Source organism: Actinoplanes xinjiangensis, from assembly GCF_003148685.1.
Lineage (GTDB): Bacteria > Actinomycetota > Actinomycetes > Mycobacteriales > Micromonosporaceae > Actinoplanes > Actinoplanes xinjiangensis.
The window spans coordinates 719,705-746,685 of record NZ_QGGR01000002.1 but is presented as its reverse complement, the minus strand read 5'-3'; the positions used below and the strand labels follow the sequence as shown (position 1 = coordinate 746,685).

The 26,981-nt window shown below is 69.9% G+C and carries 23 protein-coding genes; 14 read left to right on the top strand and 9 right to left on the bottom strand.

The features are described from left to right. Positions 1–10 precede the first annotated feature (10 nt). From BC793_RS06740 to BC793_RS06720, 5 genes are all read right to left on the bottom strand, one after another. Entirely contained in the window at positions 11–1,651 is a 1,641-nt protein-coding gene (locus BC793_RS06740) for a GMC oxidoreductase (RefSeq protein WP_109590228.1), read from the bottom strand. A gap of 39 nt (positions 1,652–1,690) precedes the next feature. Further along, the gene (locus tag BC793_RS06735; RefSeq protein WP_109590226.1) at positions 1,691–3,289 is read right to left on the bottom strand and encodes a phospholipid carrier-dependent glycosyltransferase; all 1,599 of its coding nucleotides are present in this window, start codon (positions 3,287–3,289) and stop codon (positions 1,691–1,693) included. A gap of 24 nt (positions 3,290–3,313) precedes the next feature. Continuing rightward, positions 3,314–3,748: a peptidase associated/transthyretin-like domain-containing protein gene (locus BC793_RS06730; RefSeq protein ID WP_109590224.1), complete on the bottom strand. Its 435-nt coding sequence runs from the start codon at positions 3,746–3,748 to the stop codon at positions 3,314–3,316. 105 nt (positions 3,749–3,853) lie between these two features. Beyond that, on the bottom strand, positions 3,854–4,723 hold the full coding sequence (locus BC793_RS06725) for a CDP-alcohol phosphatidyltransferase family protein (RefSeq protein ID WP_109590222.1): 870 nt from the start codon (positions 4,721–4,723) through the stop codon (positions 3,854–3,856). 152 nt (positions 4,724–4,875) lie between these two features. Next, the gene (locus tag BC793_RS06720) at positions 4,876–5,913 is read right to left on the bottom strand and encodes a fatty acid desaturase family protein (protein ID WP_109590220.1); all 1,038 of its coding nucleotides are present in this window, start codon (positions 5,911–5,913) and stop codon (positions 4,876–4,878) included. A 108-nt stretch (positions 5,914–6,021) separates the two neighbouring features. Here BC793_RS06720 and BC793_RS06715 point away from each other — a divergent pair, with 108 nt between their 5' ends. Both BC793_RS06715 and BC793_RS06710 read left to right on the top strand, forming a co-directional pair. Beyond that, complete coding sequence (locus BC793_RS06715; protein ID WP_109590218.1) at positions 6,022–7,308, top strand: sensor histidine kinase; 1,287 nt, start codon at positions 6,022–6,024, stop codon at positions 7,306–7,308. After that, positions 7,260–7,898: a response regulator gene (locus BC793_RS06710; RefSeq protein WP_109590216.1), complete on the top strand. Its 639-nt coding sequence runs from the start codon at positions 7,260–7,262 to the stop codon at positions 7,896–7,898. The genes BC793_RS06715 and BC793_RS06710 overlap by 49 nt, the downstream gene beginning before the upstream one ends. On the opposite strand, the gene BC793_RS06705 is transcribed toward BC793_RS06710, so the two are convergent. The 3 genes from BC793_RS06705 to BC793_RS06695 form a co-directional block, all read right to left on the bottom strand. Further along, a complete protein-coding gene (locus BC793_RS06705) occupies positions 7,888–8,925 on the bottom strand; it encodes a WD40/YVTN/BNR-like repeat-containing protein (RefSeq protein ID WP_109590214.1) in 1,038 nt (345 codons plus the stop codon). The genes BC793_RS06710 and BC793_RS06705 overlap by 11 nt on opposite strands. An 18-nt stretch (positions 8,926–8,943) precedes the next feature. Beyond that, a complete protein-coding gene (locus tag BC793_RS06700; RefSeq protein WP_109590212.1) occupies positions 8,944–9,129 on the bottom strand; it encodes a hypothetical protein in 186 nt (61 codons plus the stop codon). Between the two features lie 113 nt (positions 9,130–9,242). After that, a complete protein-coding gene (locus BC793_RS06695) occupies positions 9,243–10,973 on the bottom strand; it encodes an alpha/beta hydrolase (protein ID WP_109590210.1) in 1,731 nt (576 codons plus the stop codon). A 193-nt stretch (positions 10,974–11,166) separates the two neighbouring features. Here BC793_RS06695 and BC793_RS06690 point away from each other — a divergent pair, with 193 nt between their 5' ends. From BC793_RS06690 to BC793_RS52760, 7 genes are read left to right on the top strand one after another with little or no spacing between them, the layout of a single operon-like run. Next, the gene (locus BC793_RS06690) at positions 11,167–12,996 is read left to right on the top strand and encodes a sensor domain-containing diguanylate cyclase (protein WP_109590208.1); all 1,830 of its coding nucleotides are present in this window, start codon (positions 11,167–11,169) and stop codon (positions 12,994–12,996) included. 43 nt (positions 12,997–13,039) lie between these two features. Next, complete coding sequence (locus BC793_RS06685; protein WP_203896020.1) at positions 13,040–14,752, top strand: acyl-CoA dehydrogenase; 1,713 nt, start codon at positions 13,040–13,042, stop codon at positions 14,750–14,752. 9 nt (positions 14,753–14,761) lie between these two features. Further along, entirely contained in the window at positions 14,762–15,721 is a 960-nt protein-coding gene (ligD, locus tag BC793_RS06680) for a non-homologous end-joining DNA ligase (protein ID WP_109590206.1), read from the top strand. Between the two features lie 37 nt (positions 15,722–15,758). Then, positions 15,759–16,268 carry a sigma factor-like helix-turn-helix DNA-binding protein gene (locus BC793_RS06675; protein ID WP_109590204.1) on the top strand — a complete coding sequence of 170 codons (510 nt, stop codon included), beginning with the start codon at positions 15,759–15,761 and terminating at the stop codon, positions 16,266–16,268. Positions 16,269–16,271: 3 nt separating this feature from the next. Then, positions 16,272–17,438 carry a WD40 repeat domain-containing protein gene (locus tag BC793_RS06670; protein WP_146246197.1) on the top strand — a complete coding sequence of 389 codons (1,167 nt, stop codon included), beginning with the start codon at positions 16,272–16,274 and terminating at the stop codon, positions 17,436–17,438. Positions 17,439–17,480: 42 nt separating this feature from the next. Beyond that, the gene (locus tag BC793_RS06665; protein WP_109590425.1) at positions 17,481–18,872 is read left to right on the top strand and encodes an OFA family MFS transporter; all 1,392 of its coding nucleotides are present in this window, start codon (positions 17,481–17,483) and stop codon (positions 18,870–18,872) included. Beyond that, the gene (locus BC793_RS52760; protein WP_428839517.1) at positions 18,869–18,961 is read left to right on the top strand and encodes an MFS transporter small subunit; all 93 of its coding nucleotides are present in this window, start codon (positions 18,869–18,871) and stop codon (positions 18,959–18,961) included. The genes BC793_RS06665 and BC793_RS52760 overlap by 4 nt, the downstream gene beginning before the upstream one ends. Here BC793_RS52760 and BC793_RS06660 read toward each other — a convergent pair. Next, positions 18,945–19,979 carry a LacI family DNA-binding transcriptional regulator gene (locus BC793_RS06660; RefSeq protein WP_109590200.1) on the bottom strand — a complete coding sequence of 345 codons (1,035 nt, stop codon included), beginning with the start codon at positions 19,977–19,979 and terminating at the stop codon, positions 18,945–18,947. The two genes, BC793_RS52760 and BC793_RS06660, sit on opposite strands and share 17 nt — an antisense overlap. Positions 19,980–20,282: 303 nt before the next feature. Between BC793_RS06660 and BC793_RS06655 the strand changes: the two genes are divergently transcribed. The 5 genes from BC793_RS06655 to BC793_RS06635 all read left to right on the top strand — a co-directional run bounded on the left by BC793_RS06655 (position 20,283) and on the right by BC793_RS06635 (position 26,817). Beyond that, positions 20,283–21,581 carry an ABC transporter substrate-binding protein gene (locus tag BC793_RS06655; protein ID WP_158319205.1) on the top strand — a complete coding sequence of 433 codons (1,299 nt, stop codon included), beginning with the start codon at positions 20,283–20,285 and terminating at the stop codon, positions 21,579–21,581. Then, positions 21,581–22,519 (top strand): carbohydrate ABC transporter permease, encoded by a 939-nt coding sequence (locus tag BC793_RS06650; RefSeq protein ID WP_109590196.1) that lies wholly within the window; start codon positions 21,581–21,583, stop codon positions 22,517–22,519. The genes BC793_RS06655 and BC793_RS06650 overlap by 1 nt, the downstream gene beginning before the upstream one ends. Continuing rightward, the gene (locus BC793_RS06645; RefSeq protein WP_109590195.1) at positions 22,516–23,361 is read left to right on the top strand and encodes a carbohydrate ABC transporter permease; all 846 of its coding nucleotides are present in this window, start codon (positions 22,516–22,518) and stop codon (positions 23,359–23,361) included. Before BC793_RS06650 ends, BC793_RS06645 begins: the two co-directional genes overlap by 4 nt. Positions 23,362–23,402: 41 nt before the next feature. After that, positions 23,403–24,926, top strand: coding sequence for an arabinosylfuranosidase ArfA (gene arfA, locus BC793_RS06640; protein ID WP_109590193.1), 1,524 nt, complete (start codon positions 23,403–23,405; stop codon positions 24,924–24,926). Positions 24,927–25,185: 259 nt separating this feature from the next. Then, the gene (locus BC793_RS06635) at positions 25,186–26,817 is read left to right on the top strand and encodes a beta-1,3-glucanase family protein (RefSeq protein WP_109590191.1); all 1,632 of its coding nucleotides are present in this window, start codon (positions 25,186–25,188) and stop codon (positions 26,815–26,817) included. Positions 26,818–26,981: the final 164 nt, after the last annotated feature.

Sequence of the window (26,981 nt, the reverse complement as noted above, 5' to 3'; positions counted from 1 at the left end):
TGGGCGGGGGTCAGGCGGGGCGCAGGCGCAGCGCGGCCGGGGCGTGGGCCGGGACGGCGGGGGAGTGCGGCGCGATCGGCGTGAGCCGCTGGTAAGCGTCACCGACGGCCGGGCGGAGGTCGGGTTCGCCCTTGTTGGGCCAGAGGGCGATGGCCCGTTCGGCGAGGGCGGTGATCGTCAGGGACGGGTTGACGCCGAGGTTCGCCGGGACCGCCGAGCCGTCGACGACGTGCAGGCCGGGGTATCCGTAGACCCGGTGGTAGGCGTCGACGACCCCGGTCGACGGTGAGTCCCCGATGGTGGCGCCGCCGAGGATGTGCGCGGTCAGGGGGATGTTGAAGATGTCGCCGACGGTGCCGCCGGGATATCCGCCGATCCGGTCGGCGATCCGGCGGACGGCCTCGTGCCCGACCGGGATCCAGGTGGGGTTGGCCTTCCCGTGTCCGAGGGTGGTGGTGAGACGCCCGGTCCGGGTGCGCCGGACCGTGAGCGAGTTGTCCACCGACTGCATGACGAGGGCGATGATGGTCCGTTCGCTCCACCGGCGCACCGACAGCGAGTGCCCGAGGACGACCGGATGCCGGAGGGCCTGCCAGAGGAACCGCAGCGGCCGCGGTACCCGTCCGCCGCCGTCGACGAGGATGGTGGACAGCAGGCCCATGGCGTTGCTGCGCGGCCCGTAGCGGACCGGCTCGATGTGGGTGTCGGCGTCCGGGTGGAACGACGAGGTGATCGCGATGCCCTGGGAGAACGGCTGGTCGGGCACGTCCTTGGTGGCGGCGCCGAGCAGTGCCTCCGAGTTGGTGCGGGTGAGCTGTCCGAGCCGGCCGGAGAGGGCGGGCAGCACTCCGCGGTCCTTCATGGCGTGCAGGAGCCGCTGGGTGCCGAGTGCACCGGCGGAGAGGATGACCTGCCCGGCGGTGAAGACACCGCGGCGCGTCTCGATCCGCCAGCCTTCACCGGCCGGGCGCACCGCGGTGACCTCGGTGTCCGGGTGGACCGTGACCCCGGCGCGTTCGGCGAGGTAGAGGTAGTTGACGTCGAGCCGGTTCTTGGCGCCCACCCGGCACCCGATCATGCAGTTGCCGCATTCGACGCAGCCGGTGCGGTCGGGGCCGGCGCCGCCGAAGTACGGGTCGGGCACGGTCTTGCCGGGCTCACCGAAGAACACCCCGACCGGGGTACGCCGGAACGTGTGCCCGACCCCCATGTCGTCGGCGACCTGTTTGATGACGACGTCCGACGAGGTCATGGTCGGCTGTTCGACGACGCCGAGCATCCGGGAGGCCTGGTTGTAGAAGGGCGCCAGTTCAGCGGACCAGTCGGTGATGCCGGACCAGTGCGGGTCGGCGAAGAACGGCGCGGGCGGGACGTAGAGCGTGTTGGCGTAGACGAGCGAGCCGCCGCCGACCCCGGCCGCGGACAGCACCATGATGTCCTTGAGCAGGGTGATCCGCTGCATGCCGCGCATCCCGAGCCGGGGTGCCCAGAGGAAGTTGCGCAGATCCCAGGAGGTCTTGGGCAGGGTGTCGGGGGTGAACCGGCGGCCGGCTTCGAGCACGCCGACCCGGTATCCCTTCTCCGCCAGCCGCAGAGCGCTGACGCTGCCACCGAAGCCGCTGCCCACGATCACGATGTCGAAGTGCGTCATCGTGTCACCTAAGCATTACCCGTCGGTAACCTTCAAGGGTCAGCGGCGATAGATCCTGATCGAATGGCCTACGTGGCCTATCTCCTGAGATGTGGCGATCATCTGCTTCAGCCGCGGTCCCGCGAGCGCCACCCGGGAGTCCGAGACGACGAGCAGACCGCGGATCTCGCCGAGCGGCACCGAGTACGGATCCCGCGCCGCGATCCCGTAGTAGGAGGGCACCCCGGCCCCCTTGTACACCAGCCACACCGGCTCGCCCGGATGTTCGGTCCGCAGGTACTGCCCGAGCCGGGCCAGGTCCTGCCCCCAGTCCACGTTCGCGTCGTGCAGGTTGAGGTGGGTCTTCGCGGTCCCGCCGAAGGCCTCGTTGGAGTAGGGCAGATAGAACGGGAACGTCAGGGCCGAACCGACGGCGACCCAGAGCGCGAGCAGCCCGGCGGCGATCCTCGACGGGGGGAACCGGATCAGCGCGACGGCGCCGGCCGCGACGGCCAGGAAGAGCGGGAGGTGGATCGCGTACCGGGTGCCGTAGTTGCGGGCCCCCATCATCGTGAGCAGGAGCAGCACCACCGAGACCGGCACCAGGTAGAGCAGCGCCGCCCGCAGTCGCGGCACCATCAGCATGGTGAAGAGCCCGCCGGCCCACAGCGCCAGCATCCCGAGCGGCGTCTTGATCAGGATCGCGACCGGCATGTAATACCACGGCGACCCCTTGTAGGACTCGCCCAGCAGGAACCCGTTGAACAGCCGGTTCTCGAACTTGAACTGGACCAGCATGCCGTCGGTGTAGGCCTGCGGGAACGGCAGCAGGTCCACCGCCAGGCGCTTCAGCCCGCGCACGTCCGGCAGGTTCGGTGGGGTGGTCCAGCGCAGCCGCGGATCCACCACGAGATAGACGAACCACACCACCGCCACCGCGATCACACCGGCGCCCAGCGTCGCTCCGGCGGCGATCAGCAGGCGGCGCCTCAGGTCATCGGTCCGGGCCTGCCAGGTGGACCATCCGGCGAGCAGGACCAGCAGCGGTACGGCCGGAAGCACGCTCATCCGGGTGGCGAGGGCCGCCCCGAGCGCCGCCCCGGCCACCGGAACCCAGACCGCGGGGCGGGTCCGTGCGCGCCAGGCCGCCCAGAAGGCGGTGAGCAGCATCCCGGCGGCCGGCACGTCCAGGGTGGCGAGCGACCCGTGCGCGATCACGTCGGGGGAGAAGCTGTACAGGGTGAGGGCGATCAGCCCGCCCCACGGCCCGGCCAGGTCGCGGGCGAAGAGGAGCACCACCAGTCCGAAGACCAGGGTGAGCAGGATGACCGGCAGCCGGGCCAGCAGCATCAGGTGGAACGGGTTGTTACCGGACTCGTAGAGCAGGTGCCGCCCGAGCAGGGTCTGGTTGCCGGGGTACGCCGGGTCCAACTCGGCGCCGGCGAACGCCGTCCCGGCCGCGATGATCAGCTTGCCGAGCGGCGGGTGCTCCGGGTTGTAGCGCAGACTGTGCTGCTGCCGGTAGACCTCGGCGGTGGCCACGTAGACCGGTTCGTCGATGGTCGGCGACTGCTGCATCGCGGTGGTGACCATGGCGAACGCCATCTGCCCCAGCATGGCCACCACTGCCAGGACGTAGAGCAGACGGCGTCGTGGCATCGGGCCAATCTATCCGGGCCCGGGTCACACGCCCACTGTGCGGGTGGCCACCAGCCCGCGGGCCGCGTCGCCGGTCACCGAAGGTATCTCCAGCGTCCACCCTCCGGTGAAGCAGCCGTCCCGGCCGATGCTCATCCCGTCGAGTCGCCGCCGCTGTGCCGCGCAGTACGCCTGGGCGCACGCGTCACCCGGTAGGGCGAGCTGGGCGGTGTGCAGCACCCCGCCGGCGTCGCCGGAGTGGACCGCGAAGTGCACGTGCGGCCAGTGCCCGGCCCGCGCCTCGGGGAACGCGCTGCCGAACGACACCCAGCCGGCCGGGTCGGCGGCCTGCCGGCCGGCCGTCCCGTGTCCGCCGCAGTGCCAGAGACTGACCGTGCAGCCGGTCCGCGGCCGGCCCGAGTTGGCGCTCACCAGCCGCAGTTTGACCGTGAGGGGAACGCCGGGGGTGGGCTCTGTCATGGCCGTCTCTTCGCCCGCGATCGGTGGCCGCTGAGAGGTTCGCCGGTGGCAGAAACGGAGCACCCCCGGCGCCGGGACGCCGGGGGTGCGCAAGGATCGGTGACCTCAGACGGAGGAGGAGACGCGTTCTGTCTCGTTCTCGTCGTAGGCGGCCCTGGCGGCCGCCAGTTTCCCGGGGAACTGCTGGCAGGCCCGGTACAGCTTGTAGATCAGGAACGCCTCGAAGGCGAGCAGCCCGGCCCCGGCCGCGACGGTGATCGGGAAGATCAGCCCGGTGATGGGGGCGATGATGAAGACCGACATCTCGTACTCGATGCCGCTGAACAGGTGGGTGCGGATCCGGTTGCGGCGCAGCGTCTCGCCGATCCGGCTCTTCAGCGAGCCACCACCGGCCGGCGACGGCTCGGACATCTCGTCGGACGGCTCGGCCATCTCGGCGGCGGCGTCGGCCTCCACCGCGGCCGGCCGGCGGAACGCGTTGACCTGGTCCTTCATGCTGCGGCGGACCTTGCCCATCTGGGCGCTGTTCAGGTACCGGAACAGGTCCAGGAAGATCGCCACGGCCATCAGCCAGAGGTACGACACCTCACCGGTCCGCGCGTACTGGCCACCGAACAGGGCCAGCGCGATGAAGAAGACCCGGACCCGGTCCAGGACGAAGTCGAGCCACTGCCCGAACATCGTGCCCGTCCCGTTCAGCCGCGCGATCTTGCCGTCCATGCAGTCGACCACGAAGCTGATGTGGAACAGGACGCCACCGGCGACGAGGGCCCACCGCTCCCCGGTGGCGAAACAGGCGGCCGCGCCGAATCCGAAGATCGACGCGATGAGAGTCAGAACATTGGGCGTGATCCATCGGTACGGCGCAACCAGACGCACCAGTCGAGACGCCAGCGGGTCGACCAGAAGCACGGTCCACCACGCGTCGACCGGCTTGTAGGTCCGTTCCCGGATCTCCTGCAAGGTCACCTTCACGCGCGGCACTTTAAACCTTAATCCTCTGAAAACGCTATGTGGCCCGCCGGTGAACCAGGGTTACTACCTGGGGTAATGCCGATCAAGGCGGCCCGTAGTCGGATTTCGCTCGATTGTCACAACACCGTACCGCTTCCTGCGGTAAGGCGACTCTACGCCCGGTCCGGGAGGCCGGCACCGGAACCTCGCCGGGCGCGCAGATCCGCACCGACGTCGTGCAGATGCCGCAGCGCCTGCCGGTACGACTCGATCAGCCCGGTCACCTCGTAGGACACCCCGATCTCGGCGCAGTAGTCCCGCACGATCGGCTGGGCCAGGCGCAGGTTCGGGGTCGGCATGGCCGGGAACAGGTGGTGCTCGATCTGATAATTCAGCCCGCCTAGCGCCGCGTCCACGAACCGCCCGCCCCGCACGTTACGCGAGGTCAGGACCTGTTTGCGCAGGAAGTCCTCGGTGCCGTCGGGGTGCGGCATGCCCTTGTGGTTCGGGGCGAAGGTCAGGCCCAGGTAGACGCCGAACAGTGCCTGGTGCACCAGCAGGAAGGCGAGCGCCTGCACCGGCGACAGGACCAGGAGCAGCGCGGCGGCGTACCCGATGAAGTGGATCGCCAGCAGCACGGTCTCCAGGCCGCGCCGTTTGATCGTGCCGCCGGCCAGCGCCCGCACACTGTCCCGCTTGAGGGAGACCCCCAGAAGAGTGAGCAGCGGGAAGAACAGCCACGCCTGGTGCCGGACCGTGAAGCCCTTGCCGCGCGCCTGCTCCCGGGACCAGACCAGCACGTCCGGGCCGACGTCCGGGTCCAGGTCGTCGTGGTTGGGGTTGGCGTGGTGCTTGGTGTGCTTGTCCATCCAGTAGCCGTACGACATGCCGATCGCCAGGTTCCCGGCGATCCGGCCGGCCCGCGCGCTCGGCCGGTTGGTGCGGAACACCTGCCGGTGCGCGAGGTCGTGTGCCACCAGCGCCACCTGGGTGAACACGACGGCCAGGAACACCGCCACGGCGAGCGTCCACCACGAGGAGCCGACCAGGACGAAGGCGGTCCACCCACCGATCAGGGCGAGGGACACCAGGCTCAGGCGTACGGCGTAGTAGGCGGGCCGCCGGCGCAGGAGGCCGGCCGCGTTGATCCGGCGGTTGAGCTCGGCGAAGTCGCTTCCGGCGGTTCGCGTCTCTGCTGCGGTCGTCGTCATGGTTACAGCGAACCGGTCCGGTGGCCGGCGGTCAGGAGTGCCAGGCCACCGAAGCCCGGTAGTGCTGGCCCTACCGACAACCTGGCGCCCGGTGACCAGGATGAGGGCATGGACTCGCGTGACTGGATCCGTGACGGTGCCCGTGCCGTCGCCGGCGGGCTGCTCGCCGTCCCCCTCGCCGTCGTGAACATTCCGTTGTTCGCGTTCTTCGTGGTCGGACTGGTGCTCACCCCGGTGCTCGGCATCGGACTGCTGCTGTTTCCCCTGATGACCCTGCTGATCCGGGCACGGGCCGACGTGGCCCGCCGCCTCGCCGCCGGGCGGGGCGTGACCATCGTCCGGCCGTACCGTCCCCGCCCGGACGGGGTGGTGTTCGGCAGCCTGCGTTACTACCAGTGGCTGGTCACCGACCCGGCGACCTGGCGGGACGTCGCGTGGCTGCTGCCCGGCGCGCTGGCCGGCCTGGTGCTGGGTGTGCTGTCGCTGGCCCTGCCGGCGTACGGGATCGAGGGCATCCTGCTGATCCCGCTCTGGATCTGGCTCGGCACCGACTCGTACGGCTACGGGATGTTCTGGCCGATCGAGACCATCGGCGAGGGTTTCCTGTCGCTGCCGCAGGGTGCGCTGATCCTGTCGATCGGGATCGCCGCCGCGCCGTACCTGCGCCGCTTCGACGCCCTCTTCAACCGGCTGTTCCTGGCTCCCACCCGGGCCGCCGAGCTGCGCATGCGGGTCAGCCGGCTCACCGCGACCCGGGCCGACACCGTCGACGCCCAGGCCGCCGAGCTGCGCCGGATCGAGCGTGACCTGCACGACGGCGCCCAGGCCCGGCTGGTCGCCCTCGGCATGACGATCGGGCTGGCCGAGGAGATCGTCGACGCCGACCCGGCCACCGCCCGCAAACTGCTCGCCGAGGCCCGGGAGAGCAGTACGGCCGCGCTGGTCGAGCTGCGCCACCTGGTCCGCGGCATCCACCCGCCGGTGCTCGCCGAGCGTGGCCTGGAGGGTGCCGTCCGGGCGCTGGCGATGGCCCTGCCGATGCCGGTGACGGTGACCACCGAGCTGCCGGGCCGGCTGGACACGCCGGTCGAGTCGGCCGCCTACTTCGCGGTGGCCGAGGCGCTGGCCAACGCGATCCGGCACAGCGCCGCCGGCAACGGTGCGGTGGAGCTGTGGCACACCGGGGAGACGCTGGTCATGCGGATCAGCGACGACGGCCGCGGTGGTGCCGACCCGTCCCGCGGCACCGGGCTGGACGGCATCGAACGCCGTCTCGCCGCCTTCGATGGCACGATGAGCCTGTCCAGCCCGCCGGGTGGACCGACCGTCGTGACCATGGAGCTGCCGTGCGTGTTGTCCTCGCCGAAGACCTTGCCCTCCTCCGGGACGGGCTGACCCGGCTTCTCGAGGCGTTCGAATTCACGGTGGTGGCGGCGGTCGACAACGGACCGTCGCTGCTGCCCGCCCTGCTGGAGCACCGGCCGGACGTGGCCGTGGTGGACGTGCGGCTGCCGCCCACCTTCACCGACGAGGGCCTGCAGGCGGCGATCGAGGCCCGGCAGAAGATCCCCGGGATGCCGGTCCTGGTGCTGTCCCAGCACGTCGAGCCGCTGTATGCGCGGGAGCTGCTGACCGACCGTGCGGGCGGCGTCGGCTATCTGCTGAAGGACCGGGTGGCGAACGTGGCCCAGTTCGTCGACTCGGTGCGCCGGGTGGCGGGCGGCGGCACTGCGATGGACCCGGAGGTCGTCTCGCAGCTGCTCGCCCGCCACTCCTCGCCGCTGTCCGGGCTGACCACCCGGGAACGGGACGTGCTCGAGCTGATGGCCGAGGGCCGGTCGAACGGGGCGATCGCCGCCAAGCTGTTCGTCGGCGAGAAGGCGGTCAGCAAGCACATCAGCAGCATCTTCACGAAGCTGGGCCTGCCGCCCTCGGACGACGACCACCGCCGGGTCCTGGCCGTGCTGACCTATCTCAACGCTTGAGTCTGGCGATCCGCCCGTCCCGGCCGGACGCCCAGCAGGATCCGTCCGGGGTGCAGGCCACCGCGTCGAAGCTGCCGGTGTCGAAGCGCCGCCAGGTGACGCCGCCGTTCCAGGAGACGTCGCTGCCGGTCGGCCCGACCGCCAGCGCGGTACGCCCACGCCACCACGCCACCCCGGAGCGGTACTCGCCCGGCACCTTCTTCGCGACGGTCCAGTGCCGGCCGCCGTCCCGGGTGACCGCCGCACCGTCCGGTGCGGACGTCTCGGTGTTGTAGTCGCCGCCGACCGCGATGCCCTGTCCCGGGCCGCGGAACGCCAGCGAGTAGATGCCGGCGCTGGGACCGCCCGGCACCGGGGAATCGGTCACCGACCAGGTCCACCCGCCGTCCTTCGAGGCGAACACCCGGGACGGGGCTTCGCCGCCGGTGGCGAACCAGGCGTGCCGGCCGGCCGAGACGAGGCAGGTGCCGCTGGCCGCGAAGGCGAACTCGCCGGGCAGCGCGGCCGGCATGCCGTCGGTGGGGCGGGTCTGCCAGGTGCGGCCGCCGTCGCGGGTGGCGAGGATCCGGAACCGCCCGTCGACCGGGTCGGACAGGGCCAGCCCGTGCCGCCGGTCGAGGAAGGTCATGCAGTCGTAGAAGGCGGTCGGCTCGTCGTTGCGGAACGTCTCGGTCCAGGAGGCACCGCCGTCCGAGGTCGCATAGACGCGGGAGTCCGGGCCGTTGCCGATGGTGAGGGCCACCGCGTGCCGGGAGTCGAAGGCCTCGATGTCGCGGAACTGGAGCGCGGCCGCCTCGGGTGGGCCGACCGAGGCCCAGGTGCGCCCGCCGTCGACGGTCCGCAGCACCGTGCCGGCCGAGCCGGCCGCCCACGCGACCTTCGCGTTCACCGGCGCGAGCCCGCGGAACCGTGCGGTCGAGCCGGTGTCGGTGAGCTGCCAGGACAGTCCGGGGCCCGAGGTGAATCCGGTACCGCCGACCACGACGAGGGCGAGCACTGCGATGGACAGTTTTCGATGCGACGTCATGTCCGGGAACCTACCGCGTCAGGCGGCGGATCTCGACGGGCTCGGGGCCGGGGCCGGCGGTGGCGCCTCGTCCGTCAGCAGGCGCCCGGCCAGCAGGCCGCCTCCCAGGACCAGCGCGGCGGCGATCATGGCCACCAGTCCGTTCGTCACCGGCCGGGGCTGTCGTCCCGGCAGGCGCTGGAATCCGCTCAGCGCATCGCCCATCACCGGCCCCCTCTCCGCTGCCCACCCTCGATTCTCAACGGAGCAGGGGCTTCGACGGTCATCACTCGTTCCGGGTCAGCCGAACAATCGGGTACGAGCCGTGAAGCGGGTCATCAGCCGCCCAACAGGACCCGCAGCCGGATGCTGTCCGCCGTCGTCCAGCCCGGTGGCGCGGCGAGGGCCGCCCACCCGTCGACCGTCTCCCACCGGTACGAGTGCCCGTGCCCGGTCGGCACCTTGTTGGAGAAGACCAGGTCACAGGAGATCTGCCAGAACGTGATCCCCGGGTACCAGTGCATGTCCGGGGTGACGTCCGGTGCCCGTTCCCCGACCAGCCACTGTGGTTTCTTCCACAACAGGTCCCAGCTCCACCAGACCACCGGGTCGGTCGCGTTCTGCAGATAGACCACCTTCGGCGGAGGGCCGGACAGGTTACGCAGCTCGGCCGCGTCGTCGGCGAACTCCACCGGCAGCCGGGTATAGGTGGGGTCCCAGATCGGACTGTCGTCGGCCCGGTCCTCGGTGAGCACCCGATGTGTCGGGTTGGCGAAGGTCGGTCCCAGCAGCAGCGCCCCGTCCGCCCCGTCGACCAGGCGTTCCGGCGTGCCGAAGGTCATCTCCATGCCGTACGTCCCGAGGCTCTCGCCGAACAGCAGCAGCCGTGGCCGGGTCGCGGCCGGTAGTGCCGCCCACCGCGCGCGCACCGCGCCGATCAGGGCGTCGGCCGCGTTCACCACCTCGGACCGGTCACCCATGAAGGCGAAGAAGCTCGGCAGGTACGAATACTGCATGGACACCAGCGCGGTGTCCCCGGCATACATGAACTCCAGGGACCGGGGCACCCGGTTGTCGATCCAGCCGGTGCCGGTCGGGGTGATGACGGCGACCACCGCCCGGTCGAACGCGCCGGTCCGGTCCATCTCCCGTACCACCAGCTCGGCCCGGTCGCGCAGCGTGTCGGCGGAGGTGAGGCCGGCGTAGACCCGGATCGGCTCGATCGCGGGCCGCCCGGCGAACGTGGTCAGTTCGTCGACGCGGGGTGTCCCGGCCACGAACGCCCGGCCCTGGCGGCCCAGCGTGTCCCAGGGGACGAGCGACTGCGGACCGCCGGAGCGCAGCGTGGACGCCGGAACGGTGACACCGTTGCCGGTGCCGTTGTTCTCCACGGCGGCCAGACGGTCGGCGGTGGCGAACAGGTTGGCGATCAGCAGGCCGTCGAACGCGGAGTAGGCGAGGACGGCCACCACGAGGGTGCCGGCGCAGTAGGCGGCGCGTTGCGGGACGACGCGCCGGAACAGCAGGGCGCAGCCGTACGTGGCCAGGCGCAGCATCCGGGCGATCAGCAGCAGCAGGCCGAAGGTGAGCAGGCTGGCCCAGACGGTCCGGGCGATGTCGTACTCCGGGACGGGGGCCATGCCGAGCCGGACCCGCAGGTCGCGCTGCCAGCGGGTGCCGAGCCAGAGGAAGATCACCATCAGCACCGGCACCACCGCGGCCAGGGTCGCCCAGGCGATCAGTGTGGTCCGGGCGCGGAACGGTCCGTGCAGGCGGCGGGCCACCGCTCCGCCCGCGGCGCCCAGCGCATACCCCATGGCGGCGGTGATCCCGGCGACCACGCCCTGGAGGAACCACGCCCGTGGCAGCAGTGACGGGGTGAAGGAGAGGCAGTAGAAGACGGCGGCGAGACCGGCGCCGGTGACGCTGAGGCTGGAGCGGACGATCCGGCGCCGGGCCGGTGGCGCCGGCGCGAGCGGGGTGTCCTCGATCGGCCGGCGGGGCGAGGGAATCCGGGAGAGCAGCGCCTTCTGCCACCCGGGCGGGGACACAACCACCTGTTCGAGCATCCGGTGCTCCGTTTCGTCGGGCCGGGTCCCGCACCGGGTGTCACGACATCGACCCGATGCGTTGCCTCTCCATCATCGTGGTCGATCCCGTCGAGCGCCGCCTCATTTCCCTCGGGGTATTCCCTGGTTTATTCCCCCGGGTTCTTTCACTTCGGGCCTCGTCTGCCGATGACTTGCGGTGAGGAGGAACTCGATGCGGCTGCGTAACTGGATCGCGGTGCTGGTCAGCGTTTTACTGCTGGCCGGGGCCGGTGTCGCCGGCATTCTGGTGAACCGTTCGACCGTTCAGGCGGTGGAGAAGGTCCACTTGGACGACACCAGGGCTCTGGGCGACAACAACGCCGAGCTCACCGGTCAGCTCCAGTACTACTCGACGGTCGAGCTGGGCAAGATCGGCGCTCTGCTCGCCGCCGGCACCGGCGCCACGGCCGCTCAGGCGAAGGCGGCGCTCACGGCCGCGGCGAAGAAGACCAACACCTTCCAGTACGGGTTGATGATCACCGATCCGAACCGGAACGTCGTGCTGGTGAGCGGGGACTCCGCGCGGCCGGCGACCGATGACGCCGGCTGGGAACGGATGTGGGTGCAGCTCGAGAAGGCCGCCGGCACCGAGACCAGGACCGACGACTACGGCTTCTCGAACGTCATGCCGGTGACCGGTGGCGACCCCGCCCAGCCCGCGTCCTATGTGGCCGCGGTGGCGGTGCCGTTCACGCGCAACGGTGTGCGGGCGGGTTACCTGATCGGGCTGAACCACATCGCGACGACCTCCCTCCAGGGCTACATGCGGGAGCTGAAGAGCGACTACCACCGCACGACGATCGTCGACGCCGCCGGCCGGATCGGCGCGGCCAGCCTGGACGAGGTGCTCGGCACCACGGTCAATTCCGAGATCCTCGGGAACCGGAGCGGGACCTCGTCGTTCGTCGAGTACCTCCAGGACGACGAGAAGATGATCGCGGTGGTGATCGACATCGATCACAGCGGCTGGTACTACGTCCGTACCCAGACGAAGGCGTCCTTCGACGGCGCCGTCTACAACCGCAGTCAGACGCTGAACCTCACGCTGCTGGCGATGCTCGTGATCGGTGTGGTCGGCATCACCCTGCTCGGCTACCGGACCCAGATCACCCGGCGCCGCGCCGACGAGCGTTTCCAGGCGCTCTTCCAGCACGCCCCGGACCTGGTGTCGGTGCTCGACGCCGGTGGCCGGATCATCTTCAGCAGCCCGAGCACCACCTCGGTGCTCGGCTTCAAGGCCGGCTCGCTCGCCGGGCACAGTGTCTTCGACGTGGTGCACCACGAGGACCAGCCGCAGATGCGGGAGAAGCTGGGCATGCTGCTCTCCGACCCGGCCGGGGTGCTGCGCCTGCAGTGCCGGGTCCGGACCGCCGACGGCGAGTTCCGCTGGTTCGACTTCACCGCCTCCAACCAGATGGACAACCCGTCGCTGAACGGCGTGGTCATCAACGCCCGGGACATCTCGGAGAACCGGGCCTTCCAGGAGCGACTGGAGCACGAGGCACAGCACGACCCGCTGACCGGGCTGCCCAACCGGCGCCGGATGCACGACAAGCTCAACTCGACGCTGCGAGCCGACGCGGTGGCCGTGCTCTTCGTCGACCTGAACGGGTTCAAGCCGGTCAACGACCGGCACGGGCACGAGATCGGCGACGAGCTGCTGCGCCAGGTGGCCGACCGGCTCAGTGCCTGCGTACGCTCCGACGACGTGCTGTCCCGGGTCGGTGGCGACGAGTTCGTCATCCTGATGCCCGGTGTGGTCACGCCCGACGACGCGATCTCGATGGCCGGCCGCGTACGGTACGTCCTGGAGCTGCCGTTCCGGATCGACGGGCACGAGATCGGTATCGGCGCGAGTGTCGGGGTGCACCTGGCCCCGGCCGCGACCGACCCGGACGAGGCTCTGCGCGCCGCCGACCACGCCATGTACGAGATCAAGCACTCCAGCCGGATTCCGGCCGGGGTGACGATCAGGGTGGGCCGGCACCGTGCGGCGGACTAAACTTGGTGCACACTGGGTGCATTAAGTTCCGACCGAAACGGTGGTGGCCGCGGTGTCCAAGGTGTTCTCCCGGCGGGATCTCGACTTCCTGCTCTACGAATGGCTCGACGCCGAGGCCCTGACCTCCCGGGAGCGGTTCGCCGAGCACTCCCGGGAGACGTTCGACGCCTTCCTCGACGTCTCCCAGCAGATCGCCGAGCGTGACTTCGCTCCGCACAACCGCACCGGCGACCTCAACGAGCCGACCTTCGACGGTGAGACGGTCACGATCATTCCGGAGGTGGCCCGGGCGCTGAAGGTCTTCGCCGAGTCGGGCCTGATCGCCGCCGGTTTTCCCGCCGAGCACGGTGGCCTGCAACTGCCGCACGTGGTGCAGCGGGCCTGCTTCCTCTGGTTCCAGGCCGCCAACACCGGCACCTCGGCGTACGCGATGCTCACCTCCGGCAACGCCCACCTGCTCCTGACGCACGGCACCGAGGAGCAGATCCGCCGCTACGTCCACCCGATGCTGGAGGGCCGGTTCACCGGCACCATGTGCCTCTCCGAGCCGCAGGCCGGGTCGTCGCTGAGTGACGTGGCGACCAGGGCGGTCCGGCAGGACGACGGCACCTACCGGGTCGACGGCGGCAAGATGTGGATCTCCGGCGGCGACCACGAGCTGAGCGAGAACATCATCCACCTCGTGCTGGCCCGGGTCGCCGGGGCGCCGGCCGGGGTCAAGGGCCTGTCGCTGTTCATCGTCCCGAAGAAGGACCTGGACACCGGCGAGCGCAACGGCGTCGTGCTGGCCGGGCTCAACCACAAGATGGGCTACCGGGGCACCACCAACACGGTGCTCGCCTTCGAGGACGCGGTCGGCCACCTGGTCGGTGAGGAGGGCCGCGGCCTCCAGTACATGTTCCACATGATGAACGAGGCGCGGATCGGCGTCGGCTCCGGCGCGGTCGCCCTCGGCTACACCGGTTACCTGCACGCCCTGGCCTACGCCCGGGAGCGGCAGCAGGGCCGGCCGATCGGCGACAAGGACCCCACGGCGCCCCCGGTCCCGATCGTCGCGCACACGGACGTCCGGCGGATGCTGCTCGCCTCCAAGTCGTACGTCGAGGGAGGCCTCGCTCTGGTGCTCTATGCGGCGAAGCTGCTGGACGAGCCGTCACCGGAGAACGACCTGCTGCTGGACACGCTGACGCCGATCGTGAAGGCTTGGCCGTCGCAGTGGTGCCGTCTCGCCGACGATCACGCCATCCAGGTGCACGGCGGTTACGGCTACACCCGCGAATACCCGGTCGAGCAGTTCTACCGCGACAACCGGCTCAACTCGATCCACGAGGGCACCGACGGCATCCAGGCCCTCGACCTGCTCGGCCGCAAGGTGACCCAGCACGGTGGCGCCGGTCTGGCGCTGCTCCTCGACCGGATCCGGGCCACCGCCGCGCGGACTCCCGAGCTGGGCGCCTCCGTCACCAAAGCCGCCGATCGGCTCGCCGCGACCACCGCCACCCTCTGGGCCGACCCGTCGAAGGCGCTGGTCAACGCCACGGCCTACCTGGACGCCGCCGGTCATCTGGTGATCGCCTGGCTCTGGCTGGAGCAGCTGCTCGCCGCGGAGGGCCGGGAGGGCGACTTCTACGAGGGCAAACGCCTGGCCGCGCGGTATTTCGTCACGCACGAGCTGCCCCGGATCGGCCCCATGCTGGACCTGCTCGACTCGGGCGACACCCTGCTTCGGGACATGGACGACGCCTGGTTGGGCTAGGTTCGACGCATGGCGGGTAAAGCCACGATCATCGAGGTCGGCGACTACGAGGTCCGGGTCTCCAACCCGGACCGCGTCTACTTCCCGGAGCTCGGCGCCACGAAGCTCGACCTGGTCGAGTACTACCTGGCGGTGAGCGACGGGATCGTCCGCGCGCTGCGCGAGCGACCCTGCATGCTGCACCGGTTCCCGGACGGCCTGGCCGGCGAGAAGGTGCATCAGAAACGGGTGCCCAACGGCGCTCCGCCCTGGCTGGAGACGGTGCGGGTCACGTTCCCGCGCTACCACCGGCATGCCGACGAGCTGTGCGTGACGAAACCGGCCGACGTGATCTGGGCGGTGCAGATGTCCACCGTGGAGTTCCATCCGTGGAACTCCCGGCGGGCCGACACCGAGCGCCCCGACGAGTGGCGCATCGACCTGGACCCGATGCCGGACTGCCCGTTCGGCACGGTCCAGCGGATCGCCCCGGTCGTCCGGGAGGTCCTCGGTGAACTCGGCATCACCGGCTACCCGAAGACCTCCGGCGGCAAGGGCCTGCACGTGTACGTGCGGATCCGGCCGGACTGGGGCTTCTCCGAGGTGCGCCGGGCCGCGCTCGCCTTCGCCCGCGAGGTGGAGCGGCGTGCCCCCGACGACGTGACGACCACCTGGTGGCGCCGCGACCGCGACCCGCGCGCGGTGTTCATCGACTACAACCAGAACGCCCGCGACCACACCATCGCGAGCGCCTACTCGGTGCGCGGCGTCCCTGCGGCCACCGTCTCCACCCCGGTCGGCTGGGACGAGATCCCCGACCTCGACCCCAGGGACTTCACCATCCGTACGGTCCCCGGGCGCTTCGCCCGGCTCGGTGATCTGCACGCCGCCATCGACGACGAGGCGTACTCCCTGGAGACCCTGCTGGAGTGGGCCGACCGTGACGAGAAGGCCGGCCTGATCACCCCCGACGAGAAATCTCCCGAGTAGACGGGAACCGATCGGCGGCCACCGGCGTGTATCGGGCATGGTGGTCTCGACAGTGATGATCGGCGCGGGCCCGGCGGCTCCGGAACAGGACGGCTTCGAAGCCTTCTACCGGGCGAACGTCGACCGGCTCTACCGCGCGCTCGCGGTCACCCTGCGCCGTGACGACCTGGCGGCCGAGGCCGTCGCCGAGGCGATGGCCCGTGCCTATGCGCGCTGGCCCACGGTCAGCCGGCTGGACAATCGGGCGGGCTGGGTCTTCCGGGTCGGTCTCAACTGGGCCACCTCCTGGTGGCGCAAGGTGCGCCGGGAACGACCGCCGGCCGACGACTCCGCACATCCGCACCTGCGGCCGCCGGAGGTCGCGGTCGCCCGGGACGCCCTGGCCAGACTGCCCGAGCCGCAGCGGGCCGTGATCACCTGCCGGGTGCTGCTCGACCTCTCCACCGCCGAGACGGCAACCGCGCTGCGGATCGGCGAGGGCACCGTGAAGAGCCGTCTCGCCCGCGGGCTGGCCGTTCTCCGGCACGAGCTGAACAGCGAGGACTGACTCATGGCGAGGATCTCAGAGGACGTGGCCGAGGCGGTCCGGACGGCGGCGAACGCCGCACGGGGATATCCGGGCGACCTCGCCGACGTCCATCGCCGGGCCCGGCGGCGCCGTAACCGTCAGGCGGTCCTCTCCGCCGCCGCGGTGGTGGCCGTTCTGGCCGGGGCCGGCGTGGGCGTGGCGTCCCAGCGGCAGCAGGCCGCACCCGCACTTCCACCGGCCGCCACCGACCCGCCGGCGGCGGCGGTCCCGAGCGTGGGCCCGAGCGCGCCGTCGAATCCGGCGCCGCCCGCCCGGGAACCGGCCCAGCACCTGATCCTGCGGGACGCGGCGGGCACCTACCGGACCGAGGGCCAGGCCGTCGAACTCGGCATCGGGTCACGGGTCGGTGAACTCCGCCCGGACTGGACCCTGGTCACGCACCGGGTCGTCGGCTCCCGCAACTGGGAACGCCTCGTGGTACTGCCGGACGGGTCCCGCGTGGCGTTCGGCTCACACGACACCGAGCCCGGGACGAGGCGTACCGACGGGCCGGACGTGAGCGGCCTGGAGTACCGCCTGGTCGTCACCGGGCGCGACGGCGCGGTGCGCCTCCAGCGCGACGTCCGCCGGCACGATGAGCCGGTGATGCTGCTGACCGCGACCGCGACCACGGCGTACCTCTGGCGGCCGGCCGGTCTGGTCTCGCACGACCTGGAGACCGGTACGGAGCGGACCGTCGTCCGGAAGGCGTCGGCCGGCCTCGGCGAGGTCTTCGGGTCGCTGCGGTTCGCCGACCTCTCCGGTGGCAGGCTGGTGGTGTCCCGGATGACGGACGAGTGTGTGCCCCGGGTCTACGACGTCGCCACCGGCCGGCTGGTGGCCGAGCTGCCGCTGACCGGGGCGGGCTGCGTCGCCGTGACCGATATGCGCCTCTCCCCGGACGGCGCCACGCTCGGCGTCGTCTACGAGCACAGCGGGGCGACCGGCCCGCAGACCCGGGCCGTCCTGATCCGGGTGGCCGACCGGCGGGAGCTGATCGGTTCCGAGGATCTGCTGGTGGACCGGGCCAAGACGTCCCCGGCGATCTCGGTGGCCTGGGAGGACGACCACACCCTGCGGGGGGCGATCTATCCGGTCGGGGCCGCCGGTGTCAGCGGTGTGGACGCCTTCAGCCTGACCCGCGACTGACCGTTTTATCGATTCATATAGATGTAGAGTCGGGCGATGGCCCTGCTCTCCGCGCTCGACCGTGAGCACTCCATCGCCCCCGAGGGATACAGTCGCTGGCTCATCCCGCCCGCGGCGCTGGCCGTGCACCTGTGCATCGGCCAGGCCTACGCCACAAGCGTCTACAAGAACTCCCTGGTCCAGCACTTCGGCACCAGCCAGACGGCGATCGGCATCGTGTTCAGCATCGCGATCGTCATGCTGGGTCTCTCGGCCGCGGTCGGCGGCACCTGGGTGGAGCGGAACGGGCCACGCCGGGCGATGTTCGTGTCCGCCTCGTTCTGGGCCACCGGCTTCCTGGTCGGGGCGCTCGGCATCGCGACGGGTCAGCTCTGGCTGCTCTACCTGGGGTATGGCGTGCTCGGCGGGATCGGCCTGGGCATCGGTTACATCTCGCCGGTGTCCACGCTGATCAAGTGGTTCCCGGACCGGCCGGGCCTGGCCACCGGGCTGGCGATCATGGGGTTCGGCGGGGGAGCGATGATCGCCGGGCCGGCGTCGCGGCAGCTGATGTCGCTCTACGACCCGGGCTACGACCCGTCGGTGGCCACCTCGGTCGCCGACGGGGATGCGCTGACCGCCCTGTTCCTCACCCTCGGCATCGCCTACTTCGTGATCATGATGTTCGGCGTGTTCAACATCCGGGTGCCGCGGGAGGGCTGGCGGCCGGCCGGGTGGGACCCGGCGACCGTACGGGAGAAGCCGCTCGTCACCACCGCCGACGTCTCCGCCGCGAACGCCATCCGGACCCGCTCGTTCTGGCTGCTCTGGATCGTGCTGTTCTGCAACGTGACGGCCGGCATCGGCATCCTGGAGCAGGCCAGCCCGATGATCCAGGACTTCTTCCGGGGTACCGACGGGGTGTCCACGGTCGCGGTGTCGGCCGCGGCCGGGTTCGTCGGTCTGCTGTCGCTGTTCAACATGGCCGGCCGGTTCGCCTGGTCGTCGACCTCGGACGTGATCGGGCGCCGGCCCGTCTACATGGTCTACCTGGGCGGCGGCATGATCCTGTACGCGGCGCTGGCCATCGCCGGTCACCTCGCGACCGCGCTGTTCGTGCTGCTGGCCGGGGTGATCCTGTCGTTCTACGGCGGCGGGTTCGCGACCGTGCCGGCCTACCTGCGGGACCTGTTCGGGACGTACCAGGTGGGCGCGATCCACGGCCGGCTGCTGACCGCGTGGTCGGCCGCCGGGGTGGTCGGCCCGCTGATCATCAACGGCTTCCTGGACGCGCAGGGCAGGCCGGGCACGCTGACCGCGGACGCCTACCGGCCGGCGCTGTTCACCATGGTCGGTGTCCTGGCGGTCGGCTTCGTCGCGAACCTGCTGATCCGCCCGGTCCCCGAGCATCACCACGAACCGGCCGTCGCCGACCGGGAGGAGGTGGCCCGATGAGGCTCGTCCTGTCCTGGGGCCTGGTGGTCGTACTCCTCGGCTACGGGGTCGTCCAGACCCTGATCACCGCGGCTAAATTGTTCCAGTAGCCCGGCCGGCCGTGCTCTCCCGGATGATCAGGCGGTGCGGTGCCCGTACCTCCAGGCCCTCCGGCGGGGTGCTGCTGCCGATGCGCAGCAGCAACCTCTCCACCGCGGTGGTCGCGATGGCCTCCTTGTCCGGGGAGATCGTGGTGACCGTCGGGTTGGAGAAGCGCCCGTCCTCGATGTCGTCGTAACCGATCACCGCGACGTCCTCGGGGACCCGTAGCCCGCGCGACACCAGCGTCCGGATGGCGCCCAGCGCGACCAGGTCGGAGTAGCAGAAGACGGCGTCCGGCGGCTCCGGCAGGTCGAGCAGGTGGGCCATCGCACGGGCGCCGTCCGGCCGGTTGAACCGGGGCGTGCTGATGATCAGGTCTTCGCGCGGGGTGAGCCCGCGGGCCGCGTGGGCCTCCCGGAAGCCCCGGGTACGGCGCTGCGCCGCCTCACCGGTGGCGTAGGGCTGATCACCGATCGCCGCGATCCGCTGCCGGCCCAGGTCGAGCAGGTGCTCGGTGGCCTGGCGGGAGGCGGCCACGTCGTCTATGCCGATGTGGTCGAAGCTGCCGTCGCTGGACCGCTCGCCGAGGATCACCAGCGGGAGGGTCGGGTCGCGGTCGGCGAGGGCCTGCTGGTCGAGGCCGAGCGGGCTGAAGATGACGCCGTCGAAGAGCAGCCGTCGTGAGCCGTGCGCGATGAACGCGCGCTCGTGCTCGGGGTCGCCGTCGGTCTGGTCGATCAAAACGTTATAGCCGCGCACCCGCGCCGCCCGGATCACACTCTGCAACAACTCGGAGAAGTACGGGGTGTCCAGATACGGCACGACGACCGCGATCTGGCCGGACCGGCCCTGGGCGAGATTCCGCGCCAGGACGTTCGGGCGGTACCCGAGTTGTTCCACCGCGCGTTGAACGCGCTCTCTCGTGTGGTCTGTGACGTTGGCGTATCCGTTCACCACATTGGAGACGGTTCGGCTGGAGACGCCGGCCAACTCCGCGACGTCACGCAGAGTGACTTCTCGACGCATTCTTGCCCCCTCTGACCGCCCCAAGTTTCCGGCAGGTTACCCCTTGCCGTCGTTCGGGGTGCCGTGCATGCTTTGCTTTGCAGCGCTGCAAAAGCGTAGCAACATCGCTCGACCAGCAGTGAGACTGTTTGGCCGTGTGAAGTCCGGCCTGATGGCCGACCCCCGATGTGCCAGCACCGGAGGTCGGCTCTCTGAGCCCTCGCGGGTCTCAGAACTGATCAACTGGATACGCATCTACTCGTCTGTGAGGACCCAGTGAACATCGGCAACTTTAGTGCACGGAGAGTCAGTCGGCGATCAGTTGTGGCGGCGGTCGCGGCCACGGCCCTCGCGCTGACCGGTTGCAGCAGCGGCGGGGACGACAAGCCCGCCGAGAAGCCGACCGGCCCGGTCACCATCAAGGTGTGGGCCTGGTACCCCGAGTTCAAGGCCGTCGTCGACCAGTACAACGCGACCCACACCGACGTGCAGATCGAGTGGACGAACGCGGGCACCGGCCAGGACCAGTACACCAAGCTCCAGACCGCCCTCAAGGCCGGCAAGGGCGCCCCCGACGTGGCGATGCTCGAGTTGCAGGAGATCCCCACCTTCGCCCTCACCAAGCACCTGGTCGACCTGGGCAAGTACGGCGCCAACAACGTCAAGGGCGACTACGTCGACTGGGCGTGGAAGCAGGTCAGCTCCGGTGACCAGGTCTACGCGATCCCGGTGGACGCCGGCCCGATGGCGATGATGTACCGCGAGGACATCTTCAAGAAGTACAGCCTGACCGTCCCGGCCACCTGGGACGAGTACAAGGCGCAGGCCGAGAAGCTGAAGACCGCGTCCGGTGGCAAGAGCTTCATCACCGACTTCGGCGCCAACGACGGCGGCTTCCTGAGCGGCCTGTTCTGGCAGGCCGGCGCGCAGCCGTACGCCTATGACCTGGCCAACCCGACGAGCATCGGCGTGAACGTGAACAGCGCCGAGGCCAAGAAGGTGATCCAGTACTGGGAGGGCATGGTCGGTGCGGGCCTGGCCGACACCACCGCCTTCCACACCACCGACTTCTACAACGGCCTCGGCTCGGAGAAGTACGCCACCTACCTCGCGGCCGGCTGGGGTCCCGGTTACATCCAGGCCAACGCCGCCGCGTCCGCCGGCAAGTGGAAGGTCGCGCCGCTGCCGCAGTGGGTCGCCGGTGAGAACAAGCAGGGCGACTGGGGCGGTTCCTCGTTCGCGGTGACCGACCAGGCCAAGTACCCGGACCTGGCGGCCAAGGTGGCGATGGAGATCTTCGGCGCCAAGAACACCGACGCCTGGAAGATCGGCATCGACAAGGCGTTCCTCTTCCCGACCGCCACCCCGGTCCTGGAGTCGGACACCTTCAAGAACAAGGAGTACGACTTCTTCGGCGGCCAGAAGGTCAACGAGGTCTTCGTCCCGGCGTACAACGCCGTCGGCCCGTTCGCCTGGAGCCCGTTCAACAGCTACAACTTCAACCAGCTGACCACCGGCCTCAACCAGGCGATCGAGCAGAAGACGTCCTGGACGGCGGCACTGGACACGGCGCAGGAGAACATCAAGACCTACGCCACCCAGCAGGGCTTCAAGGTTCAGTAATGACCGAGGTTCGTACCGAGTCCGCGGCCGTCGCTCCGGCGGCCGCGGGCCCCTCGCCCCTCCGGGGCGACAGCAAACGGCGGTCCCGCTTCCTGGAGGCCGCCACCGGCTGGCTGTTCGTCCTGCCGTTCGCGGTGCTGCTGGTCGCGTTCCTGCTGCTGCCGATGGCGTACGCCTTCAAGATCAGCCTCTACCGGTCGACCCTGATCGAGGGCGAGGTCTTCGCGCTCTTCGACAACTACAAGCAGGCGATCGACGACCCGCTGGTCCGTGAGGGCGTGGTCCGGGTCCTGGTCTTCGGGCTGATCCAGACGCCGGTGATGATCGGGGTGGCGCTGCTCGCGGCACTGCTGATCGACGCGGCCACGTCCCGGTTCTCCCGCTTCTTCCGGCTCGCCGCGTTCGTCCCGTACGCCGTACCGGTGGTCATCGGCACCCTGATGTGGGGCTTCCTCTACAGCGACAGCATTGGCCCCTTCGCGGCGCTGGGCATCGACTTCGTCGCCGCGGACACGGTGCTGGCCTCGCTGGGCAACATCGTCACCTGGCAGTGGGCCGGCTACAACATGATCGTGCTGTACGCGGCACTGCAGGGTCTGCCCCGGGAGACGTACGAGTCGGCCCGCATCGACGGTGCGACCGAGGTGCAGATCGCGCTGCGGATCAAGACGCCGATGATCTCCTCGGCACTGGTCCTGGCCACTCTCTTCACGATCATGGGCACCCTCCAGTTCTTCACCGAGCCGCTGATCCTCCAGCCGCTCAATCCGGGCGCGATCACCCAGCACTACACCCCCAACGTGTACGCCTACCAGCAGGCGTTCTCGTTCCAGCAGTACAACTACTCGGCGGCGATCTCGTTCCTGCTCGGCGCGGTGGTCTTCATCGGGTCGTACATCTTCCTGTTCGCCACCCGGAAGAGGAGCGCGCTGCGATGAACACCCGGAAAGGCAGCGTCGCCGCCCACATCGTGATGGGCCTGCTGGCGATCTACTTCCTGCTCCCGTTCTGGTGGCTGCTGGTGGCGGCGACCAAGAACAACGACGGTCTCTTCCAGTCCGCCTCGCTGTGGTTCTCCGACTTCCACCTGATCGACAACCTGACGCTGCTGTTCGAACAGGACGGCGGGGTGTTCGTCACCTGGATGCGCAACTCGGCGTTCTACGCGGTGGTCAGCGGCGTCGGTGCGACGGTGATCTCGGCGCTGGCCGGGTACGCGTTCGCCAAGCTGCGCTTCCCCGGCCGCAACGCCCTGTTCGCGCTGCTGCTGGGCCTGATCATGGTGCCGGCCACGGCGCTCGTGCTGCCCACCTACCTGCTGATGTCGCAGGCGAACATGGTCGACACGATCTGGGCGGTGATCCTGCCGTCGCTGCTCAACCCGTTCGGCGTCTACCTGCTGCGGGTCTACGTGCACGACTCGATCCCGGACGAGATGCTCGAGGCGGCCCGGATCGACGGCGCCGGCGAGTTCCGCGTCTTCACCAGCGTGGCCCTGCCGGCGATGAAGCCGGCCCTGGTCACCGTGCTGCTGTTCAGCATGGTCGCGTCCTGGAACAACTTCTTCCTGCCGCTCGTGATGCTCAGCGACGACCAGCTCTACCCGCTCACGGTCGGTCTCCGGGCCTGGTACATGTCCGCGATCATGGGCAACGGCGGGGCGGCCACCTTCAACGTGATCGTGACCGGCGCTCTCGTGGCCATCGTCCCCCTGATCGTGGCCTTCCTGATGCTCCAGCGGTACTGGCGTGGCGGCCTGACCATCGGCTCCGTCAAGTAACCGCGGCGTCTCCTCAATCTTTCTCGGTAAAGGGAACAACCATGCTCCGTGCGCGTGTCGCATTGAATCCGGCTGCCGTCGTGGCGCCCGTCAGCCGCCGCACCTTCGGCTCGTTCGTCGAGCACATGGGCCGCTGCGTCTACACCGGCATCTACGAGCCGGGCCACCCTCTCGCCGATGAGGACGGCTTCCGTACCGACGTGCTGGCGCTCGCCCGTGAACTGGGCGTCACCATGGTCCGGTACCCGGGTGGCAACTTCGTCTCCGGCTATCGGTGGGAGGACGGCGTCGGCCCGCGCGAGCAGCGGCCCCGCCGGCGTGACCTGGCCTGGCGCAGCATCGAGACCAACGAGGTCGGCATCGACGAATTCGCCAAGTGGGCGGAGAAGGCCGACGTCGAGATCATGTACGCGGTCAACCTCGGCACCCGCGGCGTGCAGGAGGCGCTCGACGTCCACGAGTACCTCAACCACCCGGAGGGCACGGCCCTCTCCGAGCTGCGGCGGGCCAACGGCGCGGAGAAGCCGTACGGCATCAAGGTCTGGTGCCTGGGCAACGAACTGGACGGTCCCTGGCAGACCGGGCACAAGACCCCCGAGGAGTACGGGCTGCTGGCGGCCAGCACGGCGCGGGCGCTGCGCTCGGCCGAACCGGACCTCGAACTGGTCGCCTGCGGCAGTTCGTCCTCCTCCATGCCGACCTTCGGTACCTGGGAGTCGACGGTGCTGGAGCACGCGTACGACGTGGTCGACTACGTGTCCTGCCACGCCTACTACGAGGAGCACGACGGCGATCTGGGCTCGTTCCTGGCGTCCGCGGTCGACATGGACTTCTTCGTGAACAGCATCGTGGCCACCGCGGACGCGGTCGGTGCCCGGCTGAAGAGCACCAAGAAGATCAACCTGTCGTTCGACGAGTGGAACGTCTGGTATCTGTCCCGCTTCCAGAACGCGCCGCTGCCCGAGGAGTGGAAGGTCGCCCCGCCGGTCATCGAGGATCAGTACAACGTGGCCGACGCGGTCGTGGTCGGCAACCTGTTGATCTCGCTGCTGCGGCACAGCGACCGGGTCACCGCCGCCTGCCAGGCGCAGCTGGTCAACGTGATCGCCCCGATCATGACCGAGCCCGGCGGCCCGGCCTGGAAGCAGACCATCTTCCACCCGTTCGCCAAGACCGCGGCCCTGGCCAAGGGGGACGTGCTGCGCCTGCACATCGACGCCCCGTCGTACGACACGGCGAAGTACGGCGCGGCCCCGCTGGTCGATGCGGTCGCCACCCACGATTCGGCCACCGGTGACGTGACCGTCTTCGCCGTCAACCGGGACGTCGAGAACCCGGTCGAGTTCACCGTCGACCTGTCCGCCTTCGGCACCGGGCTGACCGTCGCCGAGTCGTGGACCCTGACCGACGACGACGTGTACGCCGCCAACACCAGGGACGACCCGGAGCGGGTGAGCCTTCGCCCGACCGCCGAGGTGCCCGGTGGTGCCATCGCCCTCGACGGCCCCACCGCCACCATCACCCTCCCGCACGTCTCCTGGAGCGCGATCCGCTTCACCCGCTGACCCCGGCTGGTCCGCAGCCCTCTCCCAAGCCCGCCGAAATCCCGGCTGGTTCCCACCGCTGTCTCAAGCCCGCCGAGACAGCGGTGGGAGCCAGCTTGGGGTGAGCGGGACCACGGCGGGGGATTTGTGTTATCGGGGGTGGCCGGAAAACGTCGGGGATTTTGACCTTAAAGGAGCTTTAAAGGCTCTGGGAGAGCGGTTTCTCGTGGGTGACAATGGCGTCCGCCCCTGCCCGTACCCTCTCGGAGGTCGCACCCCCATGCGCCGTAAACGGAGCCTCATTCTCGCCGCTGTGGCAACGGTCGCCGCGCTCACCACCGCCTGGATCGCCCTGCCCGCCTCGGCCGCCTCGGCCACCGCCTCGCTGCGTACCGTGTCCGACTGGGGCAGCGGCTGGCAGGACGAGGTGACCATCACCAACGGCGGAACGTCCGCGCTGACGTCCTGGAAAGTCGAATTCGATCTGCCCGCCGGCGGTTCGGTCGGCAGTTTCTGGGAAACCGACATGACGGTTTCCGGCAGTCACCGCACATTCACCAACCGTGCCTGGAACGGTGCGATTCCGGTGGGTGCGAGCGTGACGTTCGGATTCGTCGGTACCGGCCCGCAGCCGGTCAACTGCAAGCTGAACGGTGCGCCGTGCGGTAGCGGGCCGGCGACCACGACGCCGCCGGCGACCAGGCCCACGACGACCGTGCCGACCGTGGCCCCGACGACCGTCCCGCCGACGAAGGCGCCGACCACTCCGGCCACGACGGCCCCGGCGGCCACGACTCCGGCCGCGACCGTCCCGCCGGCCGGCCCCACGCTCCCGGTCACGGTGACGAACCGGACCGGTCGTACCGATCCGGTGTTCCTCTACGTGCTGGGCGTCAACCTGGAGACGGGCAAGCTGGGGTCCGTCAACGCGAGCGGTGGGTTCACGCCGTGGACCGGAGGCGGGCCGGTGCCGGTGCCCGCGCCGGACGTCTCGATCCCCGGCCCGGCGAACGGGCAGAGCACCACGATCAAGGTGCTGAAGAACATCTCCGGCCGGATCTACTTCTCGTTCGGTAAGAAGCTGGACTTCCGGATCACCGCCGACGGGCTGGTCCAGCCGGCTCCGTGGGCGGGCGGCGACCCGAACCGGGACATCCTCTTCGACTGGAGCGAGTTCACCCTGAACGGCTCGGGCCTGTTCCTGAACAGCTCGCAGGTGGACATGTTCGCCGTCCCGCACGGCGTCTCGGTCACCGGTGGCAACGGCGTCACCGCGAAGACCGGCGAACTGGTCGCGAACGGCCGGCAGAAGGTCATCGACGCGGTGCGGGCGAACCCCGACTTCGCCAAGAGCGTGGTCACCGGCGCCGACGGCACGGTGCTGCGGGTCCTGGCCCCGGGCAAGGCCGCCGACGCCGGGCTGATGAGCGCCACCTACCTCGACTCGTACATCACGAGCGCCTGGAACGCGTACACCTCGAAGAATCTGACCGTCGTGCCGTTCGGGGATCGTCCGGAGGTCCGGTACACCGGCCGGACCGCCGGGAACGTCATGAACTTCACCGACACGAGCGGCCGGACCGTGGCGTCCTTCACGAAACCGTCGACCGCGAACGTCTGGGGCTGTGACGGTGCCCTCGGTGCCCCCAACGACCAGGTGGTCGGCCCGATCGCCCGGACGCTGTGCGCGGCGCTGTGGCGGACCACGCTGGGCCGGATCGACACCCAGCCCGGCGGGACCGCGGCCGACTTCTACACCGGCGGCCCGGCCAACCCCTACGCGAAGGCCGTCCACGCGAACATGGCCGACGGCAAGGCGTACGCCTTCGCCTTCGACGACGTGCAGAACCAGGAGTCGCTGGTGCACGACGGAGATCCCCGCGCGGCCGGGATCACGCTGACGGCTTTCTGATCTTCTTCATCGACGAAGCCCATCCTGTAAAGGGTGGGCTTCGTGCGTCATGTGGCACTCGTCACTAGACATTCATCGAGGTGTTCGAGGGGTGCACATGCGCTGGTGGCGCCGCTTCCGGAGGGCGGTGGACCGGACGCGGCGCCCCCGCGGTGCCGAGTCCA